The organism is Caballeronia sp. ATUFL_F2_KS9A (assembly GCF_023630765.1).
Classification (GTDB): Bacteria; Pseudomonadota; Gammaproteobacteria; order Burkholderiales; family Burkholderiaceae; genus Caballeronia; species Caballeronia zhejiangensis.
In genome coordinates this window covers 280,419-303,779 of record NZ_JALQEK010000032.1, presented here as the reverse complement: position 1 = coordinate 303,779, position 23,361 = coordinate 280,419, and the positions used below count along the sequence as shown (strand labels likewise).

Genomic DNA, 23,361 nt, shown 5'->3' with positions numbered 1-23,361 from the left:
TTTTTTGCGGAACGGAGCGGTCCGCGCGATATGCGAAAATCGCCGGCATGAAAAAGACTACCTTGCTCATCGTTCCGGCCTTGCTGATCGCGCTCGGCCCGTTGGCACATGCGAGCGTCGAATCGGGCGCCCATCAGTTCAAGGAAGACGTGAAATCGGCCGGGCGCCAGACCGGACATGCGGCGCGCGATGCGGCGCACGCCATCGGCGACGGCGCGAAATCGGCCGGACATGCCATCGCCGATACGTCGAAGCGCGGCTATCACGCGACGAAAAAGTGGGTCACGGGCAAAGAATAAACGCCGCCAGTTCGTCCATTTTGTGCTCGCCGATGCGCCACACGCGCATCGCATTCTGTTCGCGCGATCGCGCCACAGCGTTCCACTTTTAAGCGTTGCTTGACAACCTTGCGGAGCGTTATTGATAATTATTATCATTTACGCCGCGCAACGCGCACCTCAACGCGCCTGATTCCGTCTCGTCGTTGCAGACGTGCATCCGGCCAATCTTTCGCATAAGAACGCCTTGAAAGCCTATGACGCGCCGACGCGTACACGACCAATGAGCGCGCTCGTCCGGCACGGCCCGCTCGTCTCTCGCATCGTGGCCGCGATATTCGGCGGATACGCGCTCGCCGCGCTCGCGAGCGTCGCGGCACTCGCCCTGCCGATGAGCAAGCCGCAAGCCGTGCTCACCGGCATGCTCGTGAGCTTCGTCGTCTACGTGTGCGCGGTGATCTGGGTGTTCGCGGTTCGCAGCGCGCGTCGGGCATGGAGCGGGCTCGCGTTCATCGCCGTGCCGCTGTTGATGGCCGCATGGACGGTATGGCCGGGAGGACACGTCTCGTGAAAAGCGCGCGCGATTCCAAAGCGAAAGGCCGCGGCATTCGCCAGAGCATGTCCGATCTGCATACGTGGGCGGGCCTGCTGGCAGGCTGGATTCTCTACGCGATGTTCCTTACCGGGACCGTCAGCTACTTCAAGGACGAAACGTCGCAATGGATGCGGCCCGAGCAAGCGCAGCAGCGCGACATGCCGGATGCGGCGCTCGTCGCGCAACGCGTCGTCGAGACGCTCGGCAAGATCGCGGCGGGCAGTACGCAGTGGAGCTTCGCATTGCCGGACGAACGCACGAGCGTCATCGATTCGTTCTGGCGTACGCCGGGCGCATCCAAGGGCAAGCGCGCATTCGAATTAGCCCGTTTCGATCCGGTCACGGGCGAGCGCACAACCGCGCGCGAGACCCTCGGCGGTGAATTTTTCTATCGCTTTCATTTCCAGTTTTATTACATGCCGGTGTTATGGGGGCGCTGGCTCGCGGGCCTGTGCGCCATGTTCATGCTCGTCGCGATCGTGAGCGGCGTCATTACGCACAAGAAAATTTTCGTCGACTTTTTCACATTCAGATGGGGCAAGGGTCAGCGTTCATGGCTCGACGCGCATAACGCGTTGTCGGTATTCGGTCTGCCATTTCACGCGATGATCACCTACACCGGCCTCGTCACGTTGATGGCGATGTACATGCCGTGGGGCGCGCAGACCGCCTTCAGGACACCCGCCGAACGCGCCGCAATGACTTCGCAACTCAGCGCGTTCATTCAGCCTCGCGAGTCTTCCGGACAGAACGCGCCGCTTGCACGCGTCGATGCGATGGTGCGCGAAGCGCAAGCGCGCTGGGGCCGCGACAAGGTCGGTCGCGTGACGATCACCAATCCCGGCGACAGCACCGCGCGCGTGGCTGTTTCGCGAGGTGAGGCGTCGCGCGTGTCGATGAGTCCGCAGTACATGCTCTTCGATGGCGTGACGGGCAAGCTCATCGAAGTGAAGGACAGCGTCGGCGGCGCGGCCGAAACGCGCGGCGTGCTGTATGCGCTGCATCTCGGACGCTTCAGCGATATGCAACTGCGCTGGCTGTACTTCATCGTCAGTCTCGCGGGCACGGCGATGGTCGGCACGGGGCTTGTCATGTGGACGGTCAAGCGCCGTCAGAAGCTGGCCGACCCGGCGCGGCCGTACGTCGGCTTCTGGCTCGTCGAACGTTTGAATATCGCGAGCATCGCGGGACTTTCCATCGCGATGACGAGCTTTCTGTGGGGCAATCGGCTGCTGCCGCTCGGCATCGCCGCGCGTGACGATGCCGAGGTCAATGTTTTCTTCGCGATGTGGGGCGCGACGCTGCTATATGCGTTCGTGCGTCCCGCAAGGCGCGCGTGGATCGAACTGCTTTGGCTCGCCACGGCGATGCTCGCGCTCGTGCCGGCGCTCAATGCGCTGACCACGAACCGGCCCTTGTGGCGCAGCATCGCGCAAGGCGATTGGGTGTTCGCCAGCTTCGATCTGATGATGTGGGCATTCGCCCTGCTGCATGCGGCATTGGCGATACGCGTGACACGCCATCGTCCGCGCGCGAAGCCCGTTGGCAAGCGCATCGCGGCGCGTGCCGTCATGCCCGAGCGCGAAAAGGAAAGCGCATGACGCATCTCTTGAGCATCGTTTTCTGCCTGATGGCCTTCGCTTGCCTCGCGGTCTCGATGGATCGTCATCAGATGATGCTATTCGGCCGCGCGCTTCGCGCAGGGCAAACGCGCGGCTTTCGAATAGCAGGATGGTGCGGTCTCGTGCTCGCGCTGCGCTTCATCGTCGACTATCAAGGATGGGCGCTCGGCCTCGTCAGCTATAGCGGCTGCACGAGTGTTTCGGCGGGAATCGTGTTTGGCGGTCTCATCGTTTATGAGCGGCTTTCCGCTCGTCGATCTCACCAGCCGTGAAAGCGCGGCCATGCGATGGTGCTGCCGTCGGCGGCTAACGCCTGGTACTCGGGGTATTGCGCGCCCGTCGCGCATGCATGATTCGGCAGGACGCGCAGCTTCATGCCAATGGGAAACCGCTTCGTGATCTCATCGCGACATTCGACGGCGAGAATGCCGTGCTCCTGATTCGCACCGACGAGTTCGCAGCCTTCGAGAGGCGTACCGTCGAGCGCGCATGCAAGTCCATAACCGTAATCGTGCGTCTGCTTCGACGTGCCGCGGTCGCGGCTCATCGCCATCCATCCCGCATCGACGATGACCCAGCCCTTGTCGGGTTGATGACCGATGACGCTCGTGAGCACGCTCAACGCGATATCGTTTGCATCGCAAACACCGACGTTCGCCATCACGAGATCGAAGAACACATAAACGCCGGCGCGCACTTCGGTGACGCCTTCGAGATGCTTCGCGGCGAGCGCGGTCGGCGTCGAGCCGACGCTCACGGTCCTGCATGCGATGCCCGCAGCGCGAAGCCGTTCGGCCGCGCGCACGCATCCCGCGCGCTCCTGTTCCGCGAGCGCGGCGAGCGCTTCTTGATCGTTCAATTCGTAGCTGGAGCCAGCGTGCGTCATCACGCCGCCGACTTCGATGCCGCCTTCCTGAAGCACGCGGCCGATCTTGATGAGCGCGTCGTCATCGGGCGCGAGGCCTGAGCGATGACCATCCGTATCGATTTCGAGCCACACTTCGAATATGTCGTTCGCGTGCTTGCAATACGCGACGATCGCCGATGCCGCCGCCGCGTTGTCGGCGATGATCTTCAGATCGCAGCCTTTTTGCTTGAGGGCCATCGCGCGCGGCAACTTCGCGGGCACGATACCCACCGCGTAGAGAATGTCGTCGATGCCCGCCGCGAAGAATGCTTCCGCTTCTTTCAGCGTGGATACGGTGATGCCTTGCGCGCCTGCTCCAATCTGCGCGCGCACGACGCCGGCGCATTTCGTCGTCTTCACATGCGGCCGGAACTTCACGCCGAGCGCGTTCATGCGCGTCTGCATCCGGTCGATGTTGTGCTGCATTCGCGCGATATCGATGATCGCGGCGGGCGTGTCGAGTGCTTCGAGATTCATGATGTCCTTGGTCGAGCGATGATCAGGCGATCGGTGCCGTCGGCAGCGCTATCGCCGTTGCGTGGCAGCGCCAGGTCTGTCCCCTGAAGTGGAGGCGCTTCACGCGATCGATCAGCGAGCGCTGGCCGACAGCGCACATCGCCACGGGCGGAATCAGGCCGAACAACATGCAAAAGAACGTGAGCTCGTTGGCGGGATAGCGCAGCGCGATGGCTTTCGCGAGCGGATCGACAATTGCGAGGCACAGCATCGATGCAAGGATGAAGCCAATGCTCGCGAGCGGCAGCGGGCTCGTGCGCGTGACGGCGGTGGAAGGCATGACGCTGATCGATGGGACGAATCTTCGAATCATCGCACGAACGCGTTCTTGCCGGATTCTCTACGGGAAAGCCATTATTTTTGATCGGTTGACTCGGCGAAAAGTCCTGCTAGCATACGAACAACAGATTCATCAGCATACTGATCGATTTTCGAAGGGGCGACGAATGGCACTCAAGTTCGCGGCGAAGCTCGCCGATCTAGTGGAAGACGAACCGCTCGGCGTGACGATCGGCGAAGAGCGCATCGCGCTCTATTTGCTCGACGGAGAAGTGCATGCCACGCACAACGTTTGCACGCACCAGTTCGCGCTCTTGAGCGACGGCTATATGGAAGACGGCTGCATCGAATGTCCGCTGCATCAGGGGCGTTTCGATATCCGCACGGGCGCTGCCCTTTGCGCGCCAGTCACGCAACCGATTCGCGTATACGGCGTGCAGGTGGAAGGCGGCGAGATCTACGTCGATCTTTGATGCACGCGCAAATCATGACTCGGACTGCATTGATCATCGGAGCGGGGCAGGCTGGCGCGCGCGCGGCAGAAGCGTTGCGCACGCATGGTTATGAAGGGCGCATCGTGCTGGTCGGCGATGAGCGTCATGCGCCGTATGAAAGGCCGCCGCTGTCAAAGGATGTCCTCATCGCGAAGGACGATGACGATTGCTTCAACGGCTGGGTGCATGCCGTCGAGCGATACGGCGATGCGCGCATCGAATGGCTCAACGATCGAGTGCTGCGGCTCGATACGCAATCGTGCGTCGCGACGCTCGAACGTAATGGCGAACTGCGCTACGACCATTGCATCCTGACGACGGGTGGTCGTGCGCGGCAGTTGCCGGGCGCGCCGGAAGGTCCGCATACGTTCTATCTGCGCACGCTCGACGATGCGATGCGCTTGCGTGCGCGGCTCGCAACGGCGCAATCGGTGGCTGTGATCGGCGCTGGATTTCTAGGGTTGGAATTCGCGGCGAGCGCAAGAACGCGCGGCCTCGACGTGAGCGTGTTCGAAACGGCATCGGGCTTGCTGAGCCGCGCGCTGCCGCCCATGTTCGCCGAACGTCTGCGCATGAAGCACGAAACTCACGGCGTGCGCTTCATATTCGACGTGAAGCATCTGCAAGTCACGGAGCACGCGGACGGCGTGCAAGTCGATGCAACGCCGTTCGACTTGGGCGTGATCGCTATCGGCCAGGAGCCGAACGACGAACTCGCCAAAGCTGCGGGCATGGCGACGAACAACGGCATCGTCGTCGATCGGCATTGCCGCACGTCCGCCGAGAATGTCTATGCGGCAGGCGATTGCGCCAACTTCCCATACGGCGCAAACGGTCGCGCGACGCGTCTCGAATCGTGGCAGAACGCGCAGGAACAGGCGATCGTGGCGGCGCGCAACATCGCCGGAGAAGAGATTGCTTATGCACCGACGCCGTGGTTCTGGACCGACCAATACGACTGGAACATCCAGATGCTCGGCCTGCCCGATGGCGAGATCGATCAGTGGATCGAACGCGCGGGCGTCGATGACAAGACCGTGCTGATGGGTCTGCGCGGCGGCGTCATCGCGCATGTGCTCGCGATCAATCAAGGCGGCGAGTTGCGCGCCATCAGAAGGCTCGTCGAAGAAGGCGTTGCGGTCGATCCCCGCATGCTCGCCGACCCCACGATCAAGCTGCGCCAGCTCGACAAGCTGGTTCGCTCAACACACTCGGGAGATCAAGGTGTACTCGTCTGAAACGATCATCGGCATTCATACGCCTCAAACGAAAAACCCGCCGATAGAAGGGCTCGTTTGGCCCGAAGAAGGGCTGCAATGCATCCCGGACTGGGTGTACACGAGCGAGGCGGTCTATACGCGCGAAGTCGAACGGATCTTCCACGGGCGCACCTGGAACTTCGTCGCGCTCGAAGCGGAAGTGCCCAATTCCGGCGATTTCAAGCGCTCTTATGTCGGCCCGACGCCGGTCGTCGTATCGCGCGCGGAAGACGGCTCGATCAACGTGTTCGAAAACCGCTGCGCGCATCGCGGGGCGGAGTTCTGCCGGCATAGCCGCGGCAACAACAAGGAGTTCGTATGCCCGTATCACCAATGGTCGTATGACCTCAAGGGCAATCTGCAAGGCGTGCCGTTCCGGCGTGGGGTGAACAAGCTGGGCGGCATGCCGAAGGATTTCCGCAACGATGATCACGGTCTTCGCAAACTTGCGGTTGCGACGCGCAATGGGGTCGTGTTCGCATCGTTCGCGCACGACATGGAATCGCTTGAAGACTATCTCACGCCCGAGATACTCGAGGACTTCGACGCGGTGTTCAACGGCAAGCGCCTGCGCGTGCTCGGCTTCTACAAGAACGAGCTGCCGTGCAACTGGAAGATGTATCACGAGAACTTGAAGGACCCGTATCACGCGACGTTGCTGCACTCGTTCCTCGTCGTGTTCGGCCTGCTCGTGGCGGGCAATCGTTCGGCGATGGTCGCGGACAGCAAATACGGCATTCACGGCACGATGGCCTCCGCAAAAAGCGATTCGCTCTACGCCACCATCGATGAAGACAAGAAGAAGGAGATGCGTTCCTTCCACGACGGCATGATCTTGCGTGACGAGCGCTTCCTCGAATTCATCAAGGAGTTCGATTCCGAATGGTCGGTGACGATGCAGACCATCTGGCCGAACCTCATCGTGCAGCGCGAGATGAATACGCTCGGCATTAGGCATATCGTGCCGAACGGACCGAACAGCATGATCATGCTCTGGACGATGTTCGGTTATGAAGACGACACGGAAGACATGGTGCGTCACCGTTTGCGTCAGGGCAATCTGATGGGACCGTCGGGCTTTCTCGGCCTCGAAGACAACGAAGCGATGAAGTTCGTTCAGGAAGGCGTGCGCCGCTCGGTGAGCGACCGCAGCATCATCAAGCTAGATGGCGACAAGATCGGAACGGCCGACAACCTGATCTCCGAAGCCGCCATTCGCGCCATGTACAAGCACTATCGTGAAGTGATGGGGTTCTAGATGCTGCCAGGATTCGAAAAACAGAACATCGCGCACGACAAGGCGCTGATCGCACGCGCGGCGGTCGAAGACTTTCATGCGGAGTATTGCGCGGCGCTCGATGGCGGGGACATCGAGCGCTGGCCTGAATTCTTTACCGAGAACTGCCTTTATCGCGTGACCGAATACGAGAACGCGGCCAATGGATTTCCCGTCGGGCTCGTCTACGCCGAAGGACGCGACATGCTGCGCGATCGTGCGGTCGCGATTGCACGCACGCAGATGTTCGCGCCGCGTCAAATGCTGCACTTCGTTTCCAACGTGCGTATCTTGAACGCGACCGACGAGGAAATCGTCGCGCAGAGCAACTACATGCTGCTGCAAACGCTCGTCGAAGGCGCGACTACGCTGCATCAGGCGGGCAGGCTTTTTGACCGCTTCGCGCGCAATGGTAACGTTCTTCTGCTGAAGGAAAGACAGGCTGTCTACGACACCGCGATGATCGCGAACGATCTCGCCTACCCTGTCTGAACATCGTTGGGAGAGAGCGCATGAGTGACACGGAACACATGGAAGCGCCAGCCGAAAGCGGTGGCGTCGGCGTGCGCGTGAGGCGGCGCGAAGACGAGCGGCATCTTCATGGCAAGGGCAAGTTCGTCGCCGACTACACGTTTCCCGATCTGCAGGAGGTCGCGTTCTTGCGCAGTCCGGTTGCGCATGCGCGTATCGTGCGTATCGGCAAGCCGGCGAGTCATGCGGCACAGGTGATCGTGCGCGACGACATGCACGACGCCACGGATATCGTCGCCGATTCGAGCCTGCCGACGTACAAGCCTTCGTCGCATCCGCCGCTCGCATCGGGCAAGGTGCGCTTCGTCGGCGAGCCGGTCGCGATGTGCTTCGCGAAGACCCGCGCGCAAGCCGAAGATATCGCCGAGGAAATCGAGCTCGATCTCGACGAGCTGCCAGCCTTCGCCAGCGCGTTCACCGCTCGCGAACGCACCGACGTGCGCGTGCACGATCACTGGACGGACAATCTCTTTCTGGACCTCAAGGCGGACATCGACTTCGACGAGCGTTCGAAGGACGCGCCCGTTGTCGTCAAGCAGAAGGTCGATCTCGCGCGTCAATGCATGGTGCCGATGGAAGGCAAGGCCGTGCTCGCGTATTGGGACCATACGCATTCGCAACTCGTGGTCATCACCTCGACGCAAGTGCCGCATATGATTCGCACGGTGCTGTCGCAATGTCTCGGCATCGATCATGCGCAGGTGCGCGTCATTTCGCCCGATGTCGGCGGCGCGTTCGGCTACAAGTGCGTGTTGCAGCAGGAAGAGCTGTGCATTGCGTGGCTCGCGCTGACGTACAAGAAGCCTTTTCGTTTCATCGAGGATCGGCGCGAGCATTTGATCGCGGGCGCGAACTCGCGTCAGCATCACTACGAACTCACTGCGTATGCCGATACAAACGGCCGTCTGCTCGCGCTCGATGCGGAGCTTTTGATCGACGGCGGGGCATACTCCGCATGGCCCTTTACGATCGGTCTTGAAACAGGGCAGGCGCTCGGCAACCTTCCGGGGCCTTACGATTTCAGCGGCTATCGCTGCCGTACGCAATGCGCCGCGACCAACAAGCCGGGCTTTCTGCCGTATCGCGGCGTAGCGCGCACGGGCGTGTGCTTCGCAATCGAACTCACGATGGATGCGATCGCGCGCGCGGTCGGACGCGAAGCGTGGGAAGTGCGCCATGACAATCTCGTGCGTGGCGCGGACATGCCTTATACCAATGTCGTGAAGAAACACTACGACAGCGGCGACTTCCAGGAGAGCCTGCGACGCGCAGTGGCGCAACTCGATGTGCCGAAGTGGCGCGCACGGCAGAAAGAGGGCGAGAAGGATGGGCGTCTCGTCGGCATCGGATTCGCGACGTTCACCGAGCAATCGGCGCATGGCACGGCCGTGTTCGCATCATGGGGCTTGCCGGTCGTGCCGGGATACGATCTCGCGACCGTGCGTATCACGGCCGATGGAGGACTCGAACTGCGCGCGGGCATCCACTCGCACGGACAAGGCATGGAGACGACGCTCGCGCAGATCGCGAACGAAGTGCTCGGCGTGCCGCTGCAAAAGATCAAGGTCGTGCATGGCGATACCGCGCTTACGCCGTATTCGACAGGCACGTACGCATCGCGCAGCATCGTCATGGCTGGCGGCGCAGTGGCCGCGACGTGCCGCGAACTCGTGCCGCGCCTGCTCTTCATCGGTGCTCATCTGCTTGGGGAAGAACAGGAGGTGGTGCGCTTCGAGAACGGTGAAGTGATCGGCTTAACGGGCCGCGTGACGATTCAGGAGATCGCGGCTGCATGGTATCTCCGTCCCGAGCGCTTGCCTGCGGGCGTGAATCTCGCGGGTCTCGAAGCGACGCAAGGCTTCAAGCCGAAGGTCGATACCGGCGCGTTCAGCTATGCGACGCACGCGGCGGCAGTCGCCGTCGATCCGAAGACAGGCGACGTCGAGATTCTCGACTATGTGATCGTCGAAGATTGCGGTCGCATGATCAATCCGATGGTCGTCGAAGGGCAGACAATCGGTGGCACGGCGCAAGGCATCGGCACCGCGTTCTATGAGGAAACGCTCTACGACGACAACGCGCAACCGCTCACGTCGACACTCGCCGACTACATGTTGCCGGGACCGACCGAGTTGCCGTCGCTGACGATCATCCATATGGAAACGCCGTCGCCTTATACGGAATTCGGCGCGAAGGGCGTGGGCGAGGGCGGAGCCATCGCGCCGCCGGCTGCACTCTTCAATGCAGTGAACGATGCGCTCACGCCCATCGGCGCGCTCGTGTCGGAAACGCCGTTGACGCCGCGCCGTTTGCTCGCCGCGATCGAGGCCGCGAAGGCTCGCAAGGCGGCGCGCAAGGAAGAACTCAGTCAGGAGGTGGCGGGATGAAAGCCGCTGCGTTCGAGTATGTAAGGGCGATCTCATTGCCCGACGCGCTCAAGGAGTTGACTCGCGCAAAGCCGATATCAGGCAGTCAGTCGATGGGCCCGATGCTCAACTTGCGGCTTGCACGGCCTGGCCGCGTAGTGGATGTATCGCGCATCGCGGACCTGCGCAGTGTCTCCGACGCGGGCGATCACGTGCGTATCGGCGCGGCGGTCACGCATGCGGAGATCGAAGACGGCAAGCACGCACTGCTGCGTCATCCGTACATGCAGCATGTGGCGGGCGGCATCGCGTATCGTGCGATTCGCAATCGCGGGACCATCGGCGGCAGTCTTGCTCATGCCGATCCCGCCGCCGACTGGCCGCTTGCATTGTCCGCTGTCGATGCCCGTCTGGAGCTATCGAAAGCAGGCGGCGCGCGGCAAGTCCGCGTGAGCGAATTCATGCTGGGTGCGTTCACGACGTTGCTCGTTGACGGCGAGATCATTACCGCCGTGTTGCTGCCGAAGTTCGGTCCGACGCTTCGCTGGGGTTATTACAAGCTGTGCCGCAAGACCGGCGAATTCGCACATGCAAGCGCAGCGGCTGCATTCGATGCACGCACGGGACTCGCGCGCATCGTGCTCGGCGCGCTCGATGGCCCGCCGGCCGCACTCGATGATCTCGCACGGCAGATCGCGCAACGCGGCCCGTCTGCCGCCAACGGCGAAGCGCTCGCGCAAGCCGTGACGAGTGCGATGCCGAACGCGGATGGCATCGATCGGCAGATTCATACCGCAGCGCTCGAACGTTGTCTTCTGCAGGCGTTCGGCGTGTCGAACGCGAATACGGTTTAAAGAGACTGCCATGTCCGTCATCGAACTTACTATCAACGATCGATCCGTGCGCGAGGATGTCGAATCGCGCGTGCATCTCGGCGACTTTCTTCGCGATGCACACAACCTGACCGGCACGCACCTCGGTTGCGAGCACGGCGTGTGCGGCGCCTGCACCGTGCTCGTCGATGGCGAACCTGTGCGCTCGTGCATCACATTCGCCGTCGCTTGCGATCAGCAGAAAATACGCACCATCGAAGGCTTCGAGGACGACGAACTGATGAAGCGTCTGCGTCGTGCGTTCTCGATCCATCACGGCCTGCAATGCGGTTATTGCACGCCCGGCATGCTGATCACCGCGCGGGATATCGTGCGCCGCTTTCCCGATGCGGACGAAGCACGCATCCGGCTTGAACTGTCTGGCAATCTGTGCCGCTGCACAGGCTATATGGGCATCGTCGCTGCGATCAAGGCGGTTCTCGCCGATCTGAAAGCGGAACCGATCGCGGATGCGCCTATCGCACGCGCATTAGTTAGCGGTGCAACTATTTCGGCGCCAGCATTTCAGACGTTCGCCGCTACACCGGTTGCCGCGCCGCAGGCACCCGTGGCCGCGAGCACTGCATCGACGGATCAACCCGCCGCGCAACGCAAAGGGTGGACCGCAATCGACGACAGCTTCGTCGTTCCCTTCGCGCTCGACAAGGTGTGGGCGTTCATGGGCGATCTGCCTTCGGTCACGTCGTGTCTTCCGGGCGCGGAACTCGTGGAGCACGACGGCGAAAGCGTGAAGGGCAAGATCGCGATCAAGTTCGGACCGATGTCGGCGAACTTCGCTGGCGCGGCGCGCCTGGAACGCGACGATGCCGCGCATCGCGCGGTCATGCGTGGAGCGGGGCAGGACAACATCAGCCGTTCGCGAGCGAATGGCGATGTGACATATGCATTGACGAGCGAAGGCGGGGGCGCGCAAACGCGGGTCGCGGTCACGCTCGAATACATGTTGCAAGGACCGCTCGCGCAGTTCTCGCGTTCGGGCCTCGTGAAGGATTTCGTGCGCAGGATGATCGCGGATTTCGGCGCGCGCATCACGGCGCAGCTCGGCGGTAACGCGGCGCCCGAGGCGGCGCTGTCGTCATCGTCCGCGAAGTTCAATGCGGGCAGCCTCGTGTGGAGCGTCATCTGGGCGCGCATCAAACAGCTTTTCGGAAAGGGCGATTGAGCACGCGAGATGAGCCGGTCCCGGCTCGTCGCACGATCATATCGTCAGCCTACTGATCAAATGGAGTTCAAATGAACAAGCGGATTCGCAAGATCGCCCTGGAAGAGCATTTCGGCACGCCCGGTTTCCAGAGCTATTCGAAGAGCTTCACGCAGCACATCGCGCCTGAAGTCCTGCGCGATCTCGCCGCGCGCCTGACCGATTTCGACGAACAGCGCATCGTCGAAATGGATCGCGCGGGCATCGACTACACGATACTTTCGCAAACGGGCCCGAGCGTGCAGGGCGAGCCGGATGCGGCGCTCGCGATCAGCCGCGCGAGGGCGAGCAACGACTTTCTCGCGCAGCAGATCGCGCGTCATCCGTTGCGCTTCGGCGGCTTTGCGACGTTGCCGATGCATACCGCGAAGGCCGCATCCGATGAACTGACGCGCGCCGTGCGCGAACTCGGCTTCAAGGGCGCGCTCGTCAATGGTCACACACTCGGCACCTACTACGACGACCGCGCTTACGATCCCTTCTGGGCGACGATGCAGGAACTCGACGTACCTTTATATCTGCATCCGACGGATGCATTCGTGACCCCGCGCGTGCTCGACGGTCATCCCGAACTCACCGGCGCGACTTGGGGCTGGGGCATCGAAACCGGCAGCCACGCATTGCGCCTGCTGTTCAGCGGCGTGTTCGATCGCTTCCCCAATCTGAAGATCATTCTCGGGCACATGGGCGAAGGTCTGCCGTTCTTGCGCTGGCGCTTCGACAGCCGTTTCGCGGTTTATTCGCATGGCCTGAGTCTTGAACGGGCGCCTTCGGATTACATCGGCACCAACATCCTGATCACGACCTCGGGCGTGTGCTCGGCCCCGGCGCTCATCGGCGCGATCGGCGAAATGGGCGCGCAAGCGGTGATGTTCTCGGTTGACTATCCGTATGAATCGACGGAGATCGCAGCGGACTTCATAGAACGCGCGCCGCTCGACGACGCCACGCGAGCGCTCGTCTGTCACGGCAATGCGGAACGCCTCTTCCGCCTTTGACCACCCCGAAGAACACAAGCACATGGAGCAGCACATGACCAAGCACTACCGCATCGGCCAGATCGTGCCGAGTTCGAACACGACGATGGAGACCGAGATTCCCGCGATGTTGCTCGCGCGCCAGACGATTCGCCCCGAGCGCTTCACGTTTCATTCGAGCCGCATGCGGATGAAAAAGGTCGTGAAGGAAGAACTCGCCGCGATGGATGCCGAGTCGGACCGCTGCGCAGTTGAACTCTCCGATGCGCGCGTCGATGTGCTCGGCTATGCGTGTCTCGTCGCGATCATGGCGATGGGTCATGGCTATCATCGCGTATCGCAAAAGCGCTTGCACGAGCGCACCGTCGACAACGGCGGCGATGCGCCCGTCATCACGAGCGCGGGCGCGCTGGTCGATGCATTGAAGGTGATCGGCGCGAAGCGCGTGGTCGTCGTCACGCCTTATATGAAGCCGTTGACCGAACTCGTGGTCGACTATATCCGCAATGAGGATTACGACGTGATCGACTATCGCGCGCTCGAGATTCCCGACAATCTCGAAGTCGCGCGTCATGATCCGAGCCGCCTTCCCGAGATCGTCATGTCGATGCGATATGAGGAAGCCGATGCCATCGTGCTGTCGGCATGCGTGCAGATGCCTTCGTTGCCGGTGATCGCGAAGGTCGAGGCAATGACGGGCAAGCCGGTCGTCACCGCGGCCGTCGCGACGACCTATGCGATGCTCAAGCAACTCGGTCTCGAAGCCGTCGTGCCGGGCGCGGGCGCGTTGCTGTCCGGCGCATATTGAGCGAGGGCGACATGTCGACCTATCTGTACGGCGCGAACGTTCAGGCGAATGGCATCCGTCAGCACTATCTGCGTTACGGTGGCGCACGCACGGGACTCGATCCGGTGATCATCGTGCCGGGCATTACGAGTCCTGCGGTGACGTGGGGCTTCGTCGCGGAGCATATTGGACAAGTGTTCGATACCTATGTGCTCGATGTGCGCGGACGAGGCTTGTCGTCGGCATCGGATTCGCTCGACTACAGCCTCGACGCACAAGCCGCCGATCTGGTTGCGTTCGCAACTACCTTGGGATTCGAGCGCTACAGCGTCGTCGGTCACTCGATGGGCGCGCGCATCGGCATACGCGCTGCGCGTTCGCAGCCCGCGGGCATGACGCGTCTCGCGATGATCGATCCGCCCGTTTCGGGACCGGGACGTCGTGTCTATCCGTCGCAATTGCCGTGGTACATCGATTCGATCCGGCAGTCGCGCGAAGGCATGACCGCCGACGCAATGCGCGCCTTCTGCCCCACATGGACCCATGAACAACTCGCGTTGCGCGCGGAATGGCTTCATACATGTGACGAACGCGCGATACGCGCGAGCTTTGAAGGCTTCCATACCGACGACATTCACGCCGATCTCGCGCATCTGCGGATTGCCGCGCTGCTCGTCACCGCGGGCAGAGGCGACGTTGTGCGCGACGAAGACGTCGAAGAGATTCGCGCACTCGTGCCGCATCTTCAGCACACGCGCGTGCGTGACGCTGGTCACATGATTCCGTGGGACGACGAAGCCGGCTTTCACGCCGCGCTCGGCGATTTCCTCGGCGCATCCATTCCGACGCTCGTTGAAGGAGGCAATCATGCCAGTCAGTGATTATCAGATGGTCGATGCGTGGACGAAGGTGCTCGAGCTCTCGCGTCTCGAAGCAGGGCAGACCGTCACCATTCTCACGAGCGCGTCGACGCATCCGCAAACGCTATCGACCGCACTGATCGCGACGCAAGCGATGGGCGCAATCGTCAATCGCCTCGACTTGCCGCCGGTGAACGGCGAGAAGGCGTTGAGCCGCGATTCCCTCGCGTATCTCGGCACGACGCCGTTGACCGGCAACCGGGCCGCGATTGCCGCGTTGAAGGAAAGCGATCTCGTGCTCGATCTGATGACCTTGCTGTTCTCGCCCGAGCAACTCGACATACTCAAGGCCGGCACGAAGATCCTGCTCGCGGTCGAGCCACCCGAAGTGCTTACGCGCCTCGTGCCGACACCCGCCGATCGCGAACGCGTGCTCGCCGCACGGGCGCGCATCGCGCGCGCTAAGGAGATGCATATCGTCTCCGCCGCGGGGACGGATTTTCGCTGTCCGCTCGGCGAGTTCGAACCGATCGCCGAATACGGTTTCGTCGATGAACCGGGGCGCTGGGATCACTGGCCAAGCGGATTCGCGCTGACGTTTCCTAACGATGGCAAGGCGCATGGCCGCATCGTGATCGATCGCGGCGATATTTTGTTGCCGCAGAAAAGCTATGTGCAGGAACGCATCGAACTGACCGTCGAAGGCGGTTATGCAAAGCGCATCGAAGGCGGCATCGACGCGCAATTGCTCAGCGAATACATGGCGACGTTCAACGATCCAGAGGCCTACGCGATTTCGCATATCGGCTGGGGCCTGCAGCCGCGCGCTCACTGGTCGACGCTCGGGCTCTACGATCGCGAGGCGACCATCGGCATGGATGCGCGCGCGTTCGAAGGCAACTTCCTGTTTTCGCTCGGACCGAATAACGAAGCCGGCGGCAGCCGCTCGACGACCTGTCATATCGACATTCCGCTGCGTCATTGCGATGTATTCCTCGATGGCGAAGCCGTCGTGCGCGATGGCGTGGTCCTCGACCGCTGACCCAGGAAAACCCCGCACATGTCCCACGATATCGAAACCTACAAGCGTCAGAGCTTCGGCTCGACGCTCGAACCGAAAGCGCCGGTCGGCCTTTTGATCGTCGATCTGGTGAACGGCTTCGCGAATCCCGACGTGTTCGGCGGCGGCAATATTCCGCAAGCCATCGAGAACACCGTGCCCTTGCTTGCGCATGCGCGCGAGAAGGGCTGGCCGGTTGCACATAGCCGTATCGTCTTCGCCGACGATGACTCCGATCACAACGTCTTCACGATGAAAGTGCCGGGCCTGCTAGCGCTGAAGGAAGATTCGCACGACAGCGCGATCGTGTCGCAGCTCACGCCGCGCGCAGGCGAACTCGTCGTGCGCAAAACAGCGCCATCGGCGTTCTTCGGGACGTCGCTCGCGGCATGGCTCACGCAGCATGGCGTGCGAACGCTCGTCGTCGCGGGTGCAGTGACGAGCGGTTGCGTGCGGTCGTCCGTCGTCGATGCGATGCAATACGGATTTCGTCCATTCGTGTTGTCGGATTGCGTCGGTGATCGCGCGATTGCGCCGCACGAGGCGAATCTCTTCGACATGGCGCAGAAATACGCTGCCGTGATGAAGCGTGATGAAGCGCTCGAATTGCTCAAAGATCTTTGATCATCTCGTAGCACGGCTCGCCTGATGCCAGGGCGCATGGGATCGACATGGCCACGTCTCTTTCGGAGCGGTCGCACCGCGCAGTCACGCGTCATGAATTCACGCTGATCGTCGCGTCTTCGTTCGGTGCGTTGCTCGAATGGTATGACTTCTATATCTACGCTGCGCTAGCGGGCACGTTCAGCACGTTGTTCTTTCCGAGCGGCAACGATACGGTGGCCTTTCTCGCGAGTCTCGCGACGTTCGGTGCGGGCTTCCTCGTGCGTCCGCTCGGCGCGCTCTTCTTTGGCAGGCTCGGCGATCGCATCGGGCGAAAGTACACGTTCATGGCGACCATCGTGTTGATGGGCGTCGCGACCATCGGCGTGGGCTTGCTGCCGTCGTTCGACAAGATCGGCATGCTGGCGCCTGGCTTGCTCGTTGCGTTGCGGCTCTTGCAAGGCTTCGCGCTCGGCGGCGAAACGGGCGGCGCGGCGACCTATCTCGCGGAACATTCGCCTGTGGATCGGCGCGGCTTTTATACGAGCTCGCTGCAAACGACAGCGACGCTGGGCCTGCTCGCATCGATCGCGGCGGTCAGCATCAGCCGTGCATCGATGGACGAAGCCGCATTCCAGAGTTGGGGCTGGCGCGTGCCGTTCCTCGTGTCGATCGTGTTGCTCGCGATCTCGGTGTATCTGCGCACGAAGCTCGCCGAATCGCCGACCTTTCGTGAGATGAAGCGCGCGAACAGGTTATCGACTTCGCCGATAGGCGAGAGCTTCGGCGAATGGGCGAACCTCAAATACGTGTTGATCATGCTGTTCAGCACGGCATCGGGCGTGGGTGTCGTCTTCGGCACTGGACATTTCTACTCCATGTACTTTCTGCAGAACACGCTGAAAGTCGCGCCCAATACGGTGAACCTGTTCCTCGCGATTGCATTGATCGCGGTATTCCCGTTCTACCTCGTGTTCGGCTGGCTATCGGATCGCATTGGACGAAAGTGGATCATGATGCTCGCGTGCCTGTTGCTCGCCGCGACGACGCAACCGATCTTTCATGCGCTCACGCACTACGCGAATCCTCGGTTGGAAGCGTTTCAGAAGAGCGCACCTGTCACGGTCCACGCGGACGATTGCCGCTTTACGCTGTTCTCCGCGCCAGTGACGGAATGCGATCGCATACGCTCGTTTCTCAGCGCATCGGGTGTTTCGTATGACCGCGCTCCGTTACAAGCGGGAGAAGCGGCATCGACGCAAATCGGCTCGATCGTCGTTCATGGAAGCGACAAACGCGAACTGGAAAAGGCGTTGATCGCCTCGGGCTGGTCGGCGCATGCGGATGCATCGAAAATCAACGCGCCAATGGTCGTATTTCTGATGTGGCTTCTGCTGCTTTATCTCGCGATGGTCTATGGCCCGATGGCCGCATTCATGGTCGAGCTGTTTCCGGCGCGCATTCGATATACGTCGCTATCGTTGCCGTTCCATCTGGGTTCGGGCTGGTTCGGCGGAATGCTGCCGTTCGTGGTGTCGGCGATGGCTGTGGCGCGCGGCAACGTCTACTTCGGGCTCTGGTATCCGATCGTGATCGCGGTAGTGTCGTTCGCGGTCGGCGCGCTCTTCGTGCCCGAAACGTACCGCCGCGATATCACGCGATAGTCAGTCGAAATGCTTGAGGGAAGTGCGGCCGTACTGATTATTGCCTTCGACGAGCTGCATCATCATTCGCACGAAATGAGCGCGATCTTCGGGGCTCAGCGGGCCAAGGAATCTGACTTGAGCTTCACGCATGCTGCCGTACATGTCCTTCATCGTGCGGCGTCCTTTCGCCGTGATGTTCGCGATCTTGAGGCGCCCGTCGTGCGGACTCGGCTCGCGCTTGACGAGTCCGCGTTCCTCCAGACGGCGCAGCACGTCGGCCATCGTCGTGCGATCGACGCCCACTTCCGCACACAGCGATGTCTGGTCGAGACCGGGCCGCTCGCTCAATGTGGTCAGCAAGCCGTACTGCACGGGCGTGATGGCGAAGTCCTTGCAGCACTCGAAGAAGAGCGCGATATGGATCTGATTGAGCCGCCGGATCAGAAACCCCGGCCGCTGCCACAAGTGTCCGGTTTCGATGCCGCCATCGGAAACAGCAGCTTTTTTATCGGCAACGGTACTCATCCTTAACCCTTTATCGAAGAAGTTTTGCCACGCAGGAATCTAAAGATTGTAGGTGCAATCACAGTTGCGCTCCTAATTTTTTCCGGATACAAATCTATCCGTCAGCGTACTGACGAAATGCTGATGGCTGGAGCGCCGGATGTCAATGATTGAAGTCAATACGCGAAGTCAATAGAACGATGCGTCGCACAGGGTCATGCGCAGGTGAAGAAGGCGCGCATGAATAATCAGCATACTGATTAAATGGCGAATGCGTTGAACGTCACCTCACTCAGAGTTTGGAGCCAAAGATGAGTTCTACCCCGGTACAGACGGACGACGTCGCCATTCATGGGCGGTCGATGTCACGCAACGATATCAAGACGCTGATGCTGGCGTCGCTAGGCGGCGCGTTGGAGTACTACGACTTCATCGTCGCGGTGTTCTTCACGAAGCTGCTCGCCACCGTGTTCTTTCCGCCGCAGACGCCCGAATGGCTCGCGCAGCTCGAAGTGTTCTGCATCTTCGCAGCGGGTTATCTCGTGCGTCCGATCGGCGGCATCTTCTTCGCGCACTTTGGCGATCGCATCGGCCGCAAGAAGATGTTCGCGCTGAGCCTTTTTCTCATGGCCGCGCCGACGTTGCTCATCGGCTTGTTGCCGAGCTATGCGACGCTCGGCATCGTCGCGCCGTTGCTCTTTCTCTTGTGCCGCGTTTTGCAGGGTCTTTCGGTCGGCGGGGAAGTGCCGGGTGCGTGGATCTTCTGCTCCGAGCATGTGAGGCGCGATCGTATCGGTCTCGCATGCGGTCTTCTGATGTCGGGTCTTTGCACCGGCATTCTGCTCGGCGCGCTGTCGGCGAAGTTTCTCATCGGCAACATGGAGCCGGCGGATCTGAAGAGCTGGGGCTGGCGTCTGCCGTTCATCGCGGGCGGCGCGTTCGGTCTGATCTCCGTTTATTTGCGCCGCTATCTGCAGGAAACGCCGGTGTTCGAAGCGCTGCGTGCGAAGCGTGAAGCGGATGCGCGTCTGCCGCTCGCGGTCGTGCTCAAAGAGCATCGCGGCGCGGTGATCGTCTCGCTGCTGGCGACGTGGGTGTTCTCCGGCATCTTCGTGCTGTACTTCCTCTACACGCCGACGTTCCTGCAATCGCAGTTCCACTTCGCGCCGAAGGATGTCTTCACGAACAACTCGTGGTCGATCTTCGGGCTGATCGTCGGCAGCACCTTCGCTGGATGGGCAGCCGACAAGATCGGCGGCGGGCGCGCGTATGCGATCGGCAGTGTCGCGATGCTGCTCGTCACCGGCGCGTTCTACATGAACCTGAACGCGGGCAGTCAGTCCGTGTGGGCGCTGTATATCCTCGGCGGCTTCCTGATCGGGACGATCACGCTCGGGCCTTACATCATCGTGAAGAGCTTTCCGCCGGAAGTGCGCTTCACCGGTTTCGCGCTCTCGTACAACACGGCGTATGCGATCTTCGGCGGCACCGCGCCCGCAATCGCCTCGTTTCTGGTAGGGCGGCAGGGCATCACGATGGCCCCCGCCTGGTACATTGGCGCGCTTTGCGTGCTCGGCGTGATCATCGGTCTCGCATGGCGTGCGCCCATACATGCCGAATCGACGGCGCATTGAGGCCGGCCCTTCAATCCGCAGCGTTTTTCTGCGTCGATGCCGACGCGAGAAAACGCTTCCGTTCGAGCGAGACACATGTCTGTTGGCGGCGCATCCGATAGCGGCATCGGCCGGTCATGGCTTTTGTACTTTTCGCTTGCGTTCGCGAGCATGACCTTTTCCGCGACGGGACCGGTCGCGATCATCATCGCCGCGTCGCGCGAGGGCGGCTTGAGCTTCGCGCAGACATCGTCGTGGCTGTTCGCGTCGATCGGCATGAACGGGCTGGCGAGCATCGTCATCAGCTGGAAGACGCGTCAGCCTTTGCTCTTTCTGTGGACGATTCCCGGCGCGATTCTCGCCGCGCCGGTGATCGCGCAATACGGATTCGGCGCAGCCGTGGGCACGTATCTCGTGTGCGCCGCGGTGCTGCTCGTGCTCGGCGTGACGAACCTCGTCGCGCTGCTCGACCGATGGGTGCCCATGGCGATCGTCATGGCGATGATCGCCGGACTCTTCATCAAGTACGTGCTGGCCGTCGTGCATTCGACGATAGCCGCGCCGCTCATAGGCGCCAGCATGTCGATCGCGTTCTTCGGGCTGATGTGGCTCGAGCGACGCAACGCAGCGCCCATGCCGCCGCTCATCGGCGCGATGCTGGCAGGCGCGGCGATTCTCTTCGCAACGGGCTTCCGTTTGCCGAGTCACAGCGGCGGCGCATGGACGGCGACGCCTGCGCTCGTCGCGCCGCGCTTCGATATTCACGCGATCTCGCAACTCTTGTTGCCGATGCTCATCACCGTGATTTTCGTGCAGAACGCGCAGGGAATCGCGGTGACGCGGGCATCGGGATATCGCACGTCGTTGCGGCTCGTGACGATCTATAGCGGCGTGCTGAGCGCGATCACCGCGCCGTTCGGCGGCTGTCCTTCGGTGCTTGCGGGGCCGAGCAATGCGATTCTCGTGTCGGGCGGCACGTATGGCCGGCATTACATCGGCGCGTTGATCGCGGGCGTCATATGCGTGGCGATCGGCGTGTTCGCCACGGCATATGTGTTTCTGCTGGCGAATCTGCCTGCCGCGTATATCGCGATTCTCGCCGGGCTCGCGATGATGGGCGTGCTCGAAAAGTCTTTCGTCAGCGCGTTTCGTTCGGCGTTGCCGCTGAGCGCGATGATCGTGTTCGTCGTTACGCTCAGCGACGTGACCTTGCTTGGTATCGGCGCGGCTTTCTGGGGCGTCGTGGCGGGGTGCCTCGCTTACTACGCCGTGGAAAAGCCGCGCTCGGGCGACGTGCCCGCGTGAATCAACGCATCGCGCCCGCAAGGTTCTCCGCTTCGAGTCCAACGATCAGATCGAGTTCGCCGTTGGCAAGCGGCTGCGTCGCCGGCACGCCCGCTGCTTTCAGCGCGGCGCCATCGAGCCGCGACGCATCGCCGAGCGCGACGCGCAAGCGCGTGGCCGCGAGCGGTTCGAGCTTGAGGATATTGGCCGCGCCGCCCAGCGCCGCGCGAATCTTTTCCGCGCGCGCCTTCTGCTGCGCTGCATCCTGCGCGGGCGCCGCAGCCGGGGCGCTCATCGCGTCGGAAGCTGTGGCGGTGGATGCTGCGCCCGCCACTGGCAGATCGGCGTCGCTTCCCGCGGTCTTCAGATAGTCCTGCATGTCGGTCTTCATGTTCTCCGACAGCGGCCCGAAAATCGCCTGCACGCCGTTGCCGACGCGCACGACGCCCGCAGCGCCGAGCGCCTTCAACCTTGCATCATCGACGAGCGACGGATCGTTCACCGTGATGCGCAGGCGCGTGATGCACGCATCGAGGCTCTTGATGTTCGAGCGGCCGCCGAACGCGAGCACGAGATCGCGCGAGCGTCCGCCGACGCCACTGGAACTTACCGCGGCAGTGGCCGCCGTATCGTCCTCACGTCCCGGCGTCTTGAGATTGAAGCGCGTAATCACGAAACGGAACACGACGTAATAGATCGCCGCATAGATCGGCCCGAGGATGAACACGTACCACGCGTGCGTCGCCTTGTTGCCGATCAGGTTGAACATCAAAAAGTCGATCGCGCCTTGCGAGAACGTGAAGCCCATGTGCATGTTCAGCGTATTGGCGACGAATTGCGCCGACGCCGCGAGACACGCGTGAATGAAGTACAGCACGGGCGCGACGAACAGGAACGCGAACTCGATCGGCTCCGTGATGCCGGTGAGGAAGGAAGTCAGCGCTGCCGACACCATCATGCCGCCGACCGCAACCTTCTTTTCGGGTTTGGCGCAATGCCAGATCGCGATCGCTGCGGCGGGCAGGCCGAACATCTTGAACAGGAAGGCGCCCGACAGAATGCCCGCGGTCGGATCGCCGGCGAAGAAACGGTTGATGTCGCCATGAACGATCTTGCCTGTCGTCGGATCGAGGAAGCTGCCCGCCTCGAAAAAAAACGGAACGTTCCAGATGTGATGCAAACCGAACGGAATCAGCAGACGTTCGACAAAACCGTACACGGTGGCTGCGGTGCGGGGATCGGAGACCGCCGCCCATTGCGAGAACGCCTTGATGACACCGCCGATCGGCGGCCACACGACCGACAGCACCGCGCCGAGCACGATCGCACCGATGGCCGTGACGATCGGCACGAAGCGCTTGCCGGCGAAGAAACCGAGATAGGCTGGCAGCGTGATGCGGTAATAGCGGTTGAACATCCACGCCGCGAGACCGCCCGCGAGAATGCCGCCGAACACGCCCGTCTGAATCGACGGAATGCCCATGATCATCGTCGGCTCGACGCCTTCGAGCTTCGCGATGACGCCGAGCGTCGCCGTCATCACGAGATAGCCGATGGTCGCGGCGATTCCCGATACGCCATCGTTTTCCGTGAAGCCGAGCGCCACGCCGATCGCGAAGATCAACGGCAGATTGCCGAAGATCACGTCGCCGGCGTTCTTCATCAGTTCGAGGATGATGGCGGGCACGTAGCCATGAAAATCGGTCGCGCCGAGACCGAGCAAGAGGCCGGCGACGGGCAGCACCGCGACCGGCAGCATCAGCGACTTGCCGACCTTCTGCACCACGCCGAATGCGTTTTTGAACATTTT

The 23,361-nt window shown here is 61.8% G+C and carries 23 protein-coding genes; 19 read left to right on the top strand and 4 right to left on the bottom strand.

The features are described 5' to 3' along the window. The first annotated feature begins 47 nt into the window (after nucleotides 1-47). The 4 genes from NCS67_RS22160 to NCS67_RS22145 all read left to right on the top strand — a co-directional run bounded on the left by NCS67_RS22160 (nucleotide 48) and on the right by NCS67_RS22145 (nucleotide 2,767). Nucleotides 48-299, top strand: coding sequence for a hypothetical protein (locus NCS67_RS22160; protein ID WP_033536209.1), 252 nt, complete (start codon nucleotides 48-50; stop codon nucleotides 297-299). A 262-nt stretch (nucleotides 300-561) separates the two neighbouring features. Continuing rightward, complete coding sequence (locus tag NCS67_RS22155; RefSeq protein WP_034470895.1) at nucleotides 562-849, top strand: DUF3649 domain-containing protein; 288 nt, start codon at nucleotides 562-564, stop codon at nucleotides 847-849. Then, the gene (locus tag NCS67_RS22150) at nucleotides 816-2,474 is read left to right on the top strand and encodes a PepSY-associated TM helix domain-containing protein (protein WP_502801871.1); all 1,659 of its coding nucleotides are present in this window, start codon (nucleotides 816-818) and stop codon (nucleotides 2,472-2,474) included. The genes NCS67_RS22155 and NCS67_RS22150 overlap by 34 nt, the downstream gene beginning before the upstream one ends. Beyond that, complete coding sequence (locus NCS67_RS22145) at nucleotides 2,471-2,767, top strand: DUF3325 domain-containing protein (protein ID WP_034470898.1); 297 nt, start codon at nucleotides 2,471-2,473, stop codon at nucleotides 2,765-2,767. Before NCS67_RS22150 ends, NCS67_RS22145 begins: the two co-directional genes overlap by 4 nt. On the opposite strand, the gene NCS67_RS22140 is transcribed toward NCS67_RS22145, so the two are convergent. Together NCS67_RS22140 and NCS67_RS22135 are read right to left on the bottom strand one after the other, a co-directional pair. Continuing rightward, nucleotides 2,755-3,879 carry a DSD1 family PLP-dependent enzyme gene (locus NCS67_RS22140; protein WP_250436576.1) on the bottom strand — a complete coding sequence of 375 codons (1,125 nt, stop codon included), beginning with the start codon at nucleotides 3,877-3,879 and terminating at the stop codon, nucleotides 2,755-2,757. The two genes, NCS67_RS22145 and NCS67_RS22140, sit on opposite strands and share 13 nt — an antisense overlap. A 22-nt stretch (nucleotides 3,880-3,901) precedes the next feature. Beyond that, nucleotides 3,902-4,198 carry a hypothetical protein gene (locus tag NCS67_RS22135; protein WP_250436575.1) on the bottom strand — a complete coding sequence of 99 codons (297 nt, stop codon included), beginning with the start codon at nucleotides 4,196-4,198 and terminating at the stop codon, nucleotides 3,902-3,904. Nucleotides 4,199-4,364: 166 nt separating this feature from the next. On the opposite strand from NCS67_RS22135, the gene NCS67_RS22130 reads away from it, so the two are divergent. The 13 genes from NCS67_RS22130 to NCS67_RS22070 all read left to right on the top strand — a co-directional run bounded on the left by NCS67_RS22130 (nucleotide 4,365) and on the right by NCS67_RS22070 (nucleotide 18,168). Further along, the gene (locus NCS67_RS22130) at nucleotides 4,365-4,670 is read left to right on the top strand and encodes a non-heme iron oxygenase ferredoxin subunit (RefSeq protein WP_175980970.1); all 306 of its coding nucleotides are present in this window, start codon (nucleotides 4,365-4,367) and stop codon (nucleotides 4,668-4,670) included. Between the two features lie 14 nt (nucleotides 4,671-4,684). Beyond that, nucleotides 4,685-5,929, top strand: a complete 1,245-nt coding sequence (locus NCS67_RS22125; RefSeq protein WP_034471019.1) for an NAD(P)/FAD-dependent oxidoreductase — start codon at nucleotides 4,685-4,687, stop codon at nucleotides 5,927-5,929. Further along, nucleotides 5,916-7,208, top strand: a complete 1,293-nt coding sequence (locus tag NCS67_RS22120) for an aromatic ring-hydroxylating dioxygenase subunit alpha (protein ID WP_250436574.1) — start codon at nucleotides 5,916-5,918, stop codon at nucleotides 7,206-7,208. Before NCS67_RS22125 ends, NCS67_RS22120 begins: the two co-directional genes overlap by 14 nt. Continuing rightward, nucleotides 7,209-7,718, top strand: coding sequence for an aromatic-ring-hydroxylating dioxygenase subunit beta (locus NCS67_RS22115; RefSeq protein WP_034470910.1), 510 nt, complete (start codon nucleotides 7,209-7,211; stop codon nucleotides 7,716-7,718). It begins immediately after the preceding gene. A gap of 20 nt (nucleotides 7,719-7,738) precedes the next feature. Continuing rightward, entirely contained in the window at nucleotides 7,739-10,144 is a 2,406-nt protein-coding gene (locus NCS67_RS22110) for a xanthine dehydrogenase family protein molybdopterin-binding subunit (RefSeq protein WP_250436573.1), read from the top strand. Then, the gene (locus tag NCS67_RS22105) at nucleotides 10,141-10,977 is read left to right on the top strand and encodes an FAD binding domain-containing protein (RefSeq protein ID WP_250436572.1); all 837 of its coding nucleotides are present in this window, start codon (nucleotides 10,141-10,143) and stop codon (nucleotides 10,975-10,977) included. Before NCS67_RS22110 ends, NCS67_RS22105 begins: the two co-directional genes overlap by 4 nt. A 10-nt stretch (nucleotides 10,978-10,987) precedes the next feature. Beyond that, nucleotides 10,988-12,178 (top strand): xanthine dehydrogenase family Fe-S subunit, encoded by a 1,191-nt coding sequence (locus NCS67_RS22100; protein WP_250436571.1) that lies wholly within the window; start codon nucleotides 10,988-10,990, stop codon nucleotides 12,176-12,178. Between the two features lie 71 nt (nucleotides 12,179-12,249). Beyond that, nucleotides 12,250-13,215, top strand: coding sequence for an amidohydrolase family protein (locus NCS67_RS22095; RefSeq protein WP_250436570.1), 966 nt, complete (start codon nucleotides 12,250-12,252; stop codon nucleotides 13,213-13,215). A gap of 34 nt (nucleotides 13,216-13,249) precedes the next feature. Continuing rightward, nucleotides 13,250-14,002: a maleate cis-trans isomerase family protein gene (locus NCS67_RS22090; RefSeq protein WP_034471022.1), complete on the top strand. Its 753-nt coding sequence runs from the start codon at nucleotides 13,250-13,252 to the stop codon at nucleotides 14,000-14,002. Nucleotides 14,003-14,013: 11 nt separating this feature from the next. Next, on the top strand, nucleotides 14,014-14,862 hold the full coding sequence (locus tag NCS67_RS22085) for an alpha/beta fold hydrolase (RefSeq protein WP_250436569.1): 849 nt from the start codon (nucleotides 14,014-14,016) through the stop codon (nucleotides 14,860-14,862). Continuing rightward, nucleotides 14,849-15,883, top strand: a complete 1,035-nt coding sequence (locus NCS67_RS22080) for a 2,5-dihydroxypyridine 5,6-dioxygenase NicX family protein (RefSeq protein WP_034470926.1) — start codon at nucleotides 14,849-14,851, stop codon at nucleotides 15,881-15,883. Before NCS67_RS22085 ends, NCS67_RS22080 begins: the two co-directional genes overlap by 14 nt. An 18-nt stretch (nucleotides 15,884-15,901) precedes the next feature. Beyond that, the gene (locus NCS67_RS22075; RefSeq protein WP_250436568.1) at nucleotides 15,902-16,525 is read left to right on the top strand and encodes an N-carbamoylsarcosine amidohydrolase; all 624 of its coding nucleotides are present in this window, start codon (nucleotides 15,902-15,904) and stop codon (nucleotides 16,523-16,525) included. A gap of 47 nt (nucleotides 16,526-16,572) precedes the next feature. Continuing rightward, nucleotides 16,573-18,168, top strand: a complete 1,596-nt coding sequence (locus NCS67_RS22070) for an MFS transporter (RefSeq protein ID WP_250436566.1) — start codon at nucleotides 16,573-16,575, stop codon at nucleotides 18,166-18,168. Here the strand turns inward: NCS67_RS22070 and NCS67_RS22065 are convergent, their stop codons facing one another. After that, a complete protein-coding gene (locus tag NCS67_RS22065; RefSeq protein ID WP_200889168.1) occupies nucleotides 18,169-18,675 on the bottom strand; it encodes a MarR family winged helix-turn-helix transcriptional regulator in 507 nt (168 codons plus the stop codon). It abuts the gene before it with no gap. A gap of 290 nt (nucleotides 18,676-18,965) precedes the next feature. On the opposite strand from NCS67_RS22065, the gene NCS67_RS22060 reads away from it, so the two are divergent. Beyond that, entirely contained in the window at nucleotides 18,966-20,288 is a 1,323-nt protein-coding gene (locus NCS67_RS22060; RefSeq protein ID WP_250436565.1) for an MFS transporter, read from the top strand. A gap of 75 nt (nucleotides 20,289-20,363) precedes the next feature. Next, nucleotides 20,364-21,572, top strand: coding sequence for a benzoate/H(+) symporter BenE family transporter (locus NCS67_RS22055; RefSeq protein WP_250436564.1), 1,209 nt, complete (start codon nucleotides 20,364-20,366; stop codon nucleotides 21,570-21,572). A gap of 1 nt (nucleotide 21,573) precedes the next feature. On the opposite strand, the gene ptsG is transcribed toward NCS67_RS22055, so the two are convergent. Continuing rightward, nucleotides 21,574-23,358, bottom strand: a complete 1,785-nt coding sequence (gene ptsG, locus NCS67_RS22050) for a PTS glucose transporter subunit IIBC (RefSeq protein ID WP_250436563.1) — start codon at nucleotides 23,356-23,358, stop codon at nucleotides 21,574-21,576. Nucleotides 23,359-23,361 lie beyond the last annotated feature (3 nt).

Excerpts from the sequence above, each read along its gene's own strand:
- NCS67_RS22065 (WP_200889168.1), bottom strand. The coding sequence starts at position 18,675 with ATGAGTACCGTTGCCGATAAAAAAGCTGCTGTTTCCGATGGCGGCATC.
- NCS67_RS22130 (WP_175980970.1), top strand. The coding sequence starts at position 4,365 with ATGGCACTCAAGTTCGCGGCGAAGCTCGCCGATCTAGTGGAAGACGAA.
- NCS67_RS22110 (WP_250436573.1), top strand. The coding sequence starts at position 7,739 with ATGAGTGACACGGAACACATGGAAGCGCCAGCCGAAAGCGGTGGCGTC.
- NCS67_RS22150 (WP_502801871.1), top strand. The coding sequence starts at position 816 with ATGGACGGTATGGCCGGGAGGACACGTCTCGTGAAAAGCGCGCGCGAT.
- NCS67_RS22095 (WP_250436570.1), top strand. The coding sequence starts at position 12,250 with ATGAACAAGCGGATTCGCAAGATCGCCCTGGAAGAGCATTTCGGCACG.
- NCS67_RS22145 (WP_034470898.1), top strand. The coding sequence starts at position 2,471 with ATGACGCATCTCTTGAGCATCGTTTTCTGCCTGATGGCCTTCGCTTGC.
- ptsG (WP_250436563.1), bottom strand. The coding sequence starts at position 23,358 with ATGTTCAAAAACGCATTCGGCGTGGTGCAGAAGGTCGGCAAGTCGCTG.
- NCS67_RS22100 (WP_250436571.1), top strand. The coding sequence starts at position 10,988 with ATGTCCGTCATCGAACTTACTATCAACGATCGATCCGTGCGCGAGGAT.
- NCS67_RS22075 (WP_250436568.1), top strand. The coding sequence starts at position 15,902 with ATGTCCCACGATATCGAAACCTACAAGCGTCAGAGCTTCGGCTCGACG.
- NCS67_RS22060 (WP_250436565.1), top strand. The coding sequence starts at position 18,966 with ATGAGTTCTACCCCGGTACAGACGGACGACGTCGCCATTCATGGGCGG.
- NCS67_RS22155 (WP_034470895.1), top strand. The coding sequence starts at position 562 with ATGAGCGCGCTCGTCCGGCACGGCCCGCTCGTCTCTCGCATCGTGGCC.
- NCS67_RS22080 (WP_034470926.1), top strand. The coding sequence starts at position 14,849 with ATGCCAGTCAGTGATTATCAGATGGTCGATGCGTGGACGAAGGTGCTC.
- NCS67_RS22085 (WP_250436569.1), top strand. The coding sequence starts at position 14,014 with ATGTCGACCTATCTGTACGGCGCGAACGTTCAGGCGAATGGCATCCGT.
- NCS67_RS22070 (WP_250436566.1), top strand. The coding sequence starts at position 16,573 with ATGGCCACGTCTCTTTCGGAGCGGTCGCACCGCGCAGTCACGCGTCAT.
- NCS67_RS22160 (WP_033536209.1), top strand. The coding sequence starts at position 48 with ATGAAAAAGACTACCTTGCTCATCGTTCCGGCCTTGCTGATCGCGCTC.
- NCS67_RS22115 (WP_034470910.1), top strand. The coding sequence starts at position 7,209 with ATGCTGCCAGGATTCGAAAAACAGAACATCGCGCACGACAAGGCGCTG.
- NCS67_RS22055 (WP_250436564.1), top strand. The coding sequence starts at position 20,364 with ATGTCTGTTGGCGGCGCATCCGATAGCGGCATCGGCCGGTCATGGCTT.
- NCS67_RS22125 (WP_034471019.1), top strand. The coding sequence starts at position 4,685 with ATGACTCGGACTGCATTGATCATCGGAGCGGGGCAGGCTGGCGCGCGC.
- NCS67_RS22140 (WP_250436576.1), bottom strand. The coding sequence starts at position 3,879 with ATGAATCTCGAAGCACTCGACACGCCCGCCGCGATCATCGATATCGCG.
- NCS67_RS22090 (WP_034471022.1), top strand. The coding sequence starts at position 13,250 with ATGACCAAGCACTACCGCATCGGCCAGATCGTGCCGAGTTCGAACACG.
- NCS67_RS22105 (WP_250436572.1), top strand. The coding sequence starts at position 10,141 with ATGAAAGCCGCTGCGTTCGAGTATGTAAGGGCGATCTCATTGCCCGAC.
- NCS67_RS22135 (WP_250436575.1), bottom strand. The coding sequence starts at position 4,198 with ATGCCTTCCACCGCCGTCACGCGCACGAGCCCGCTGCCGCTCGCGAGC.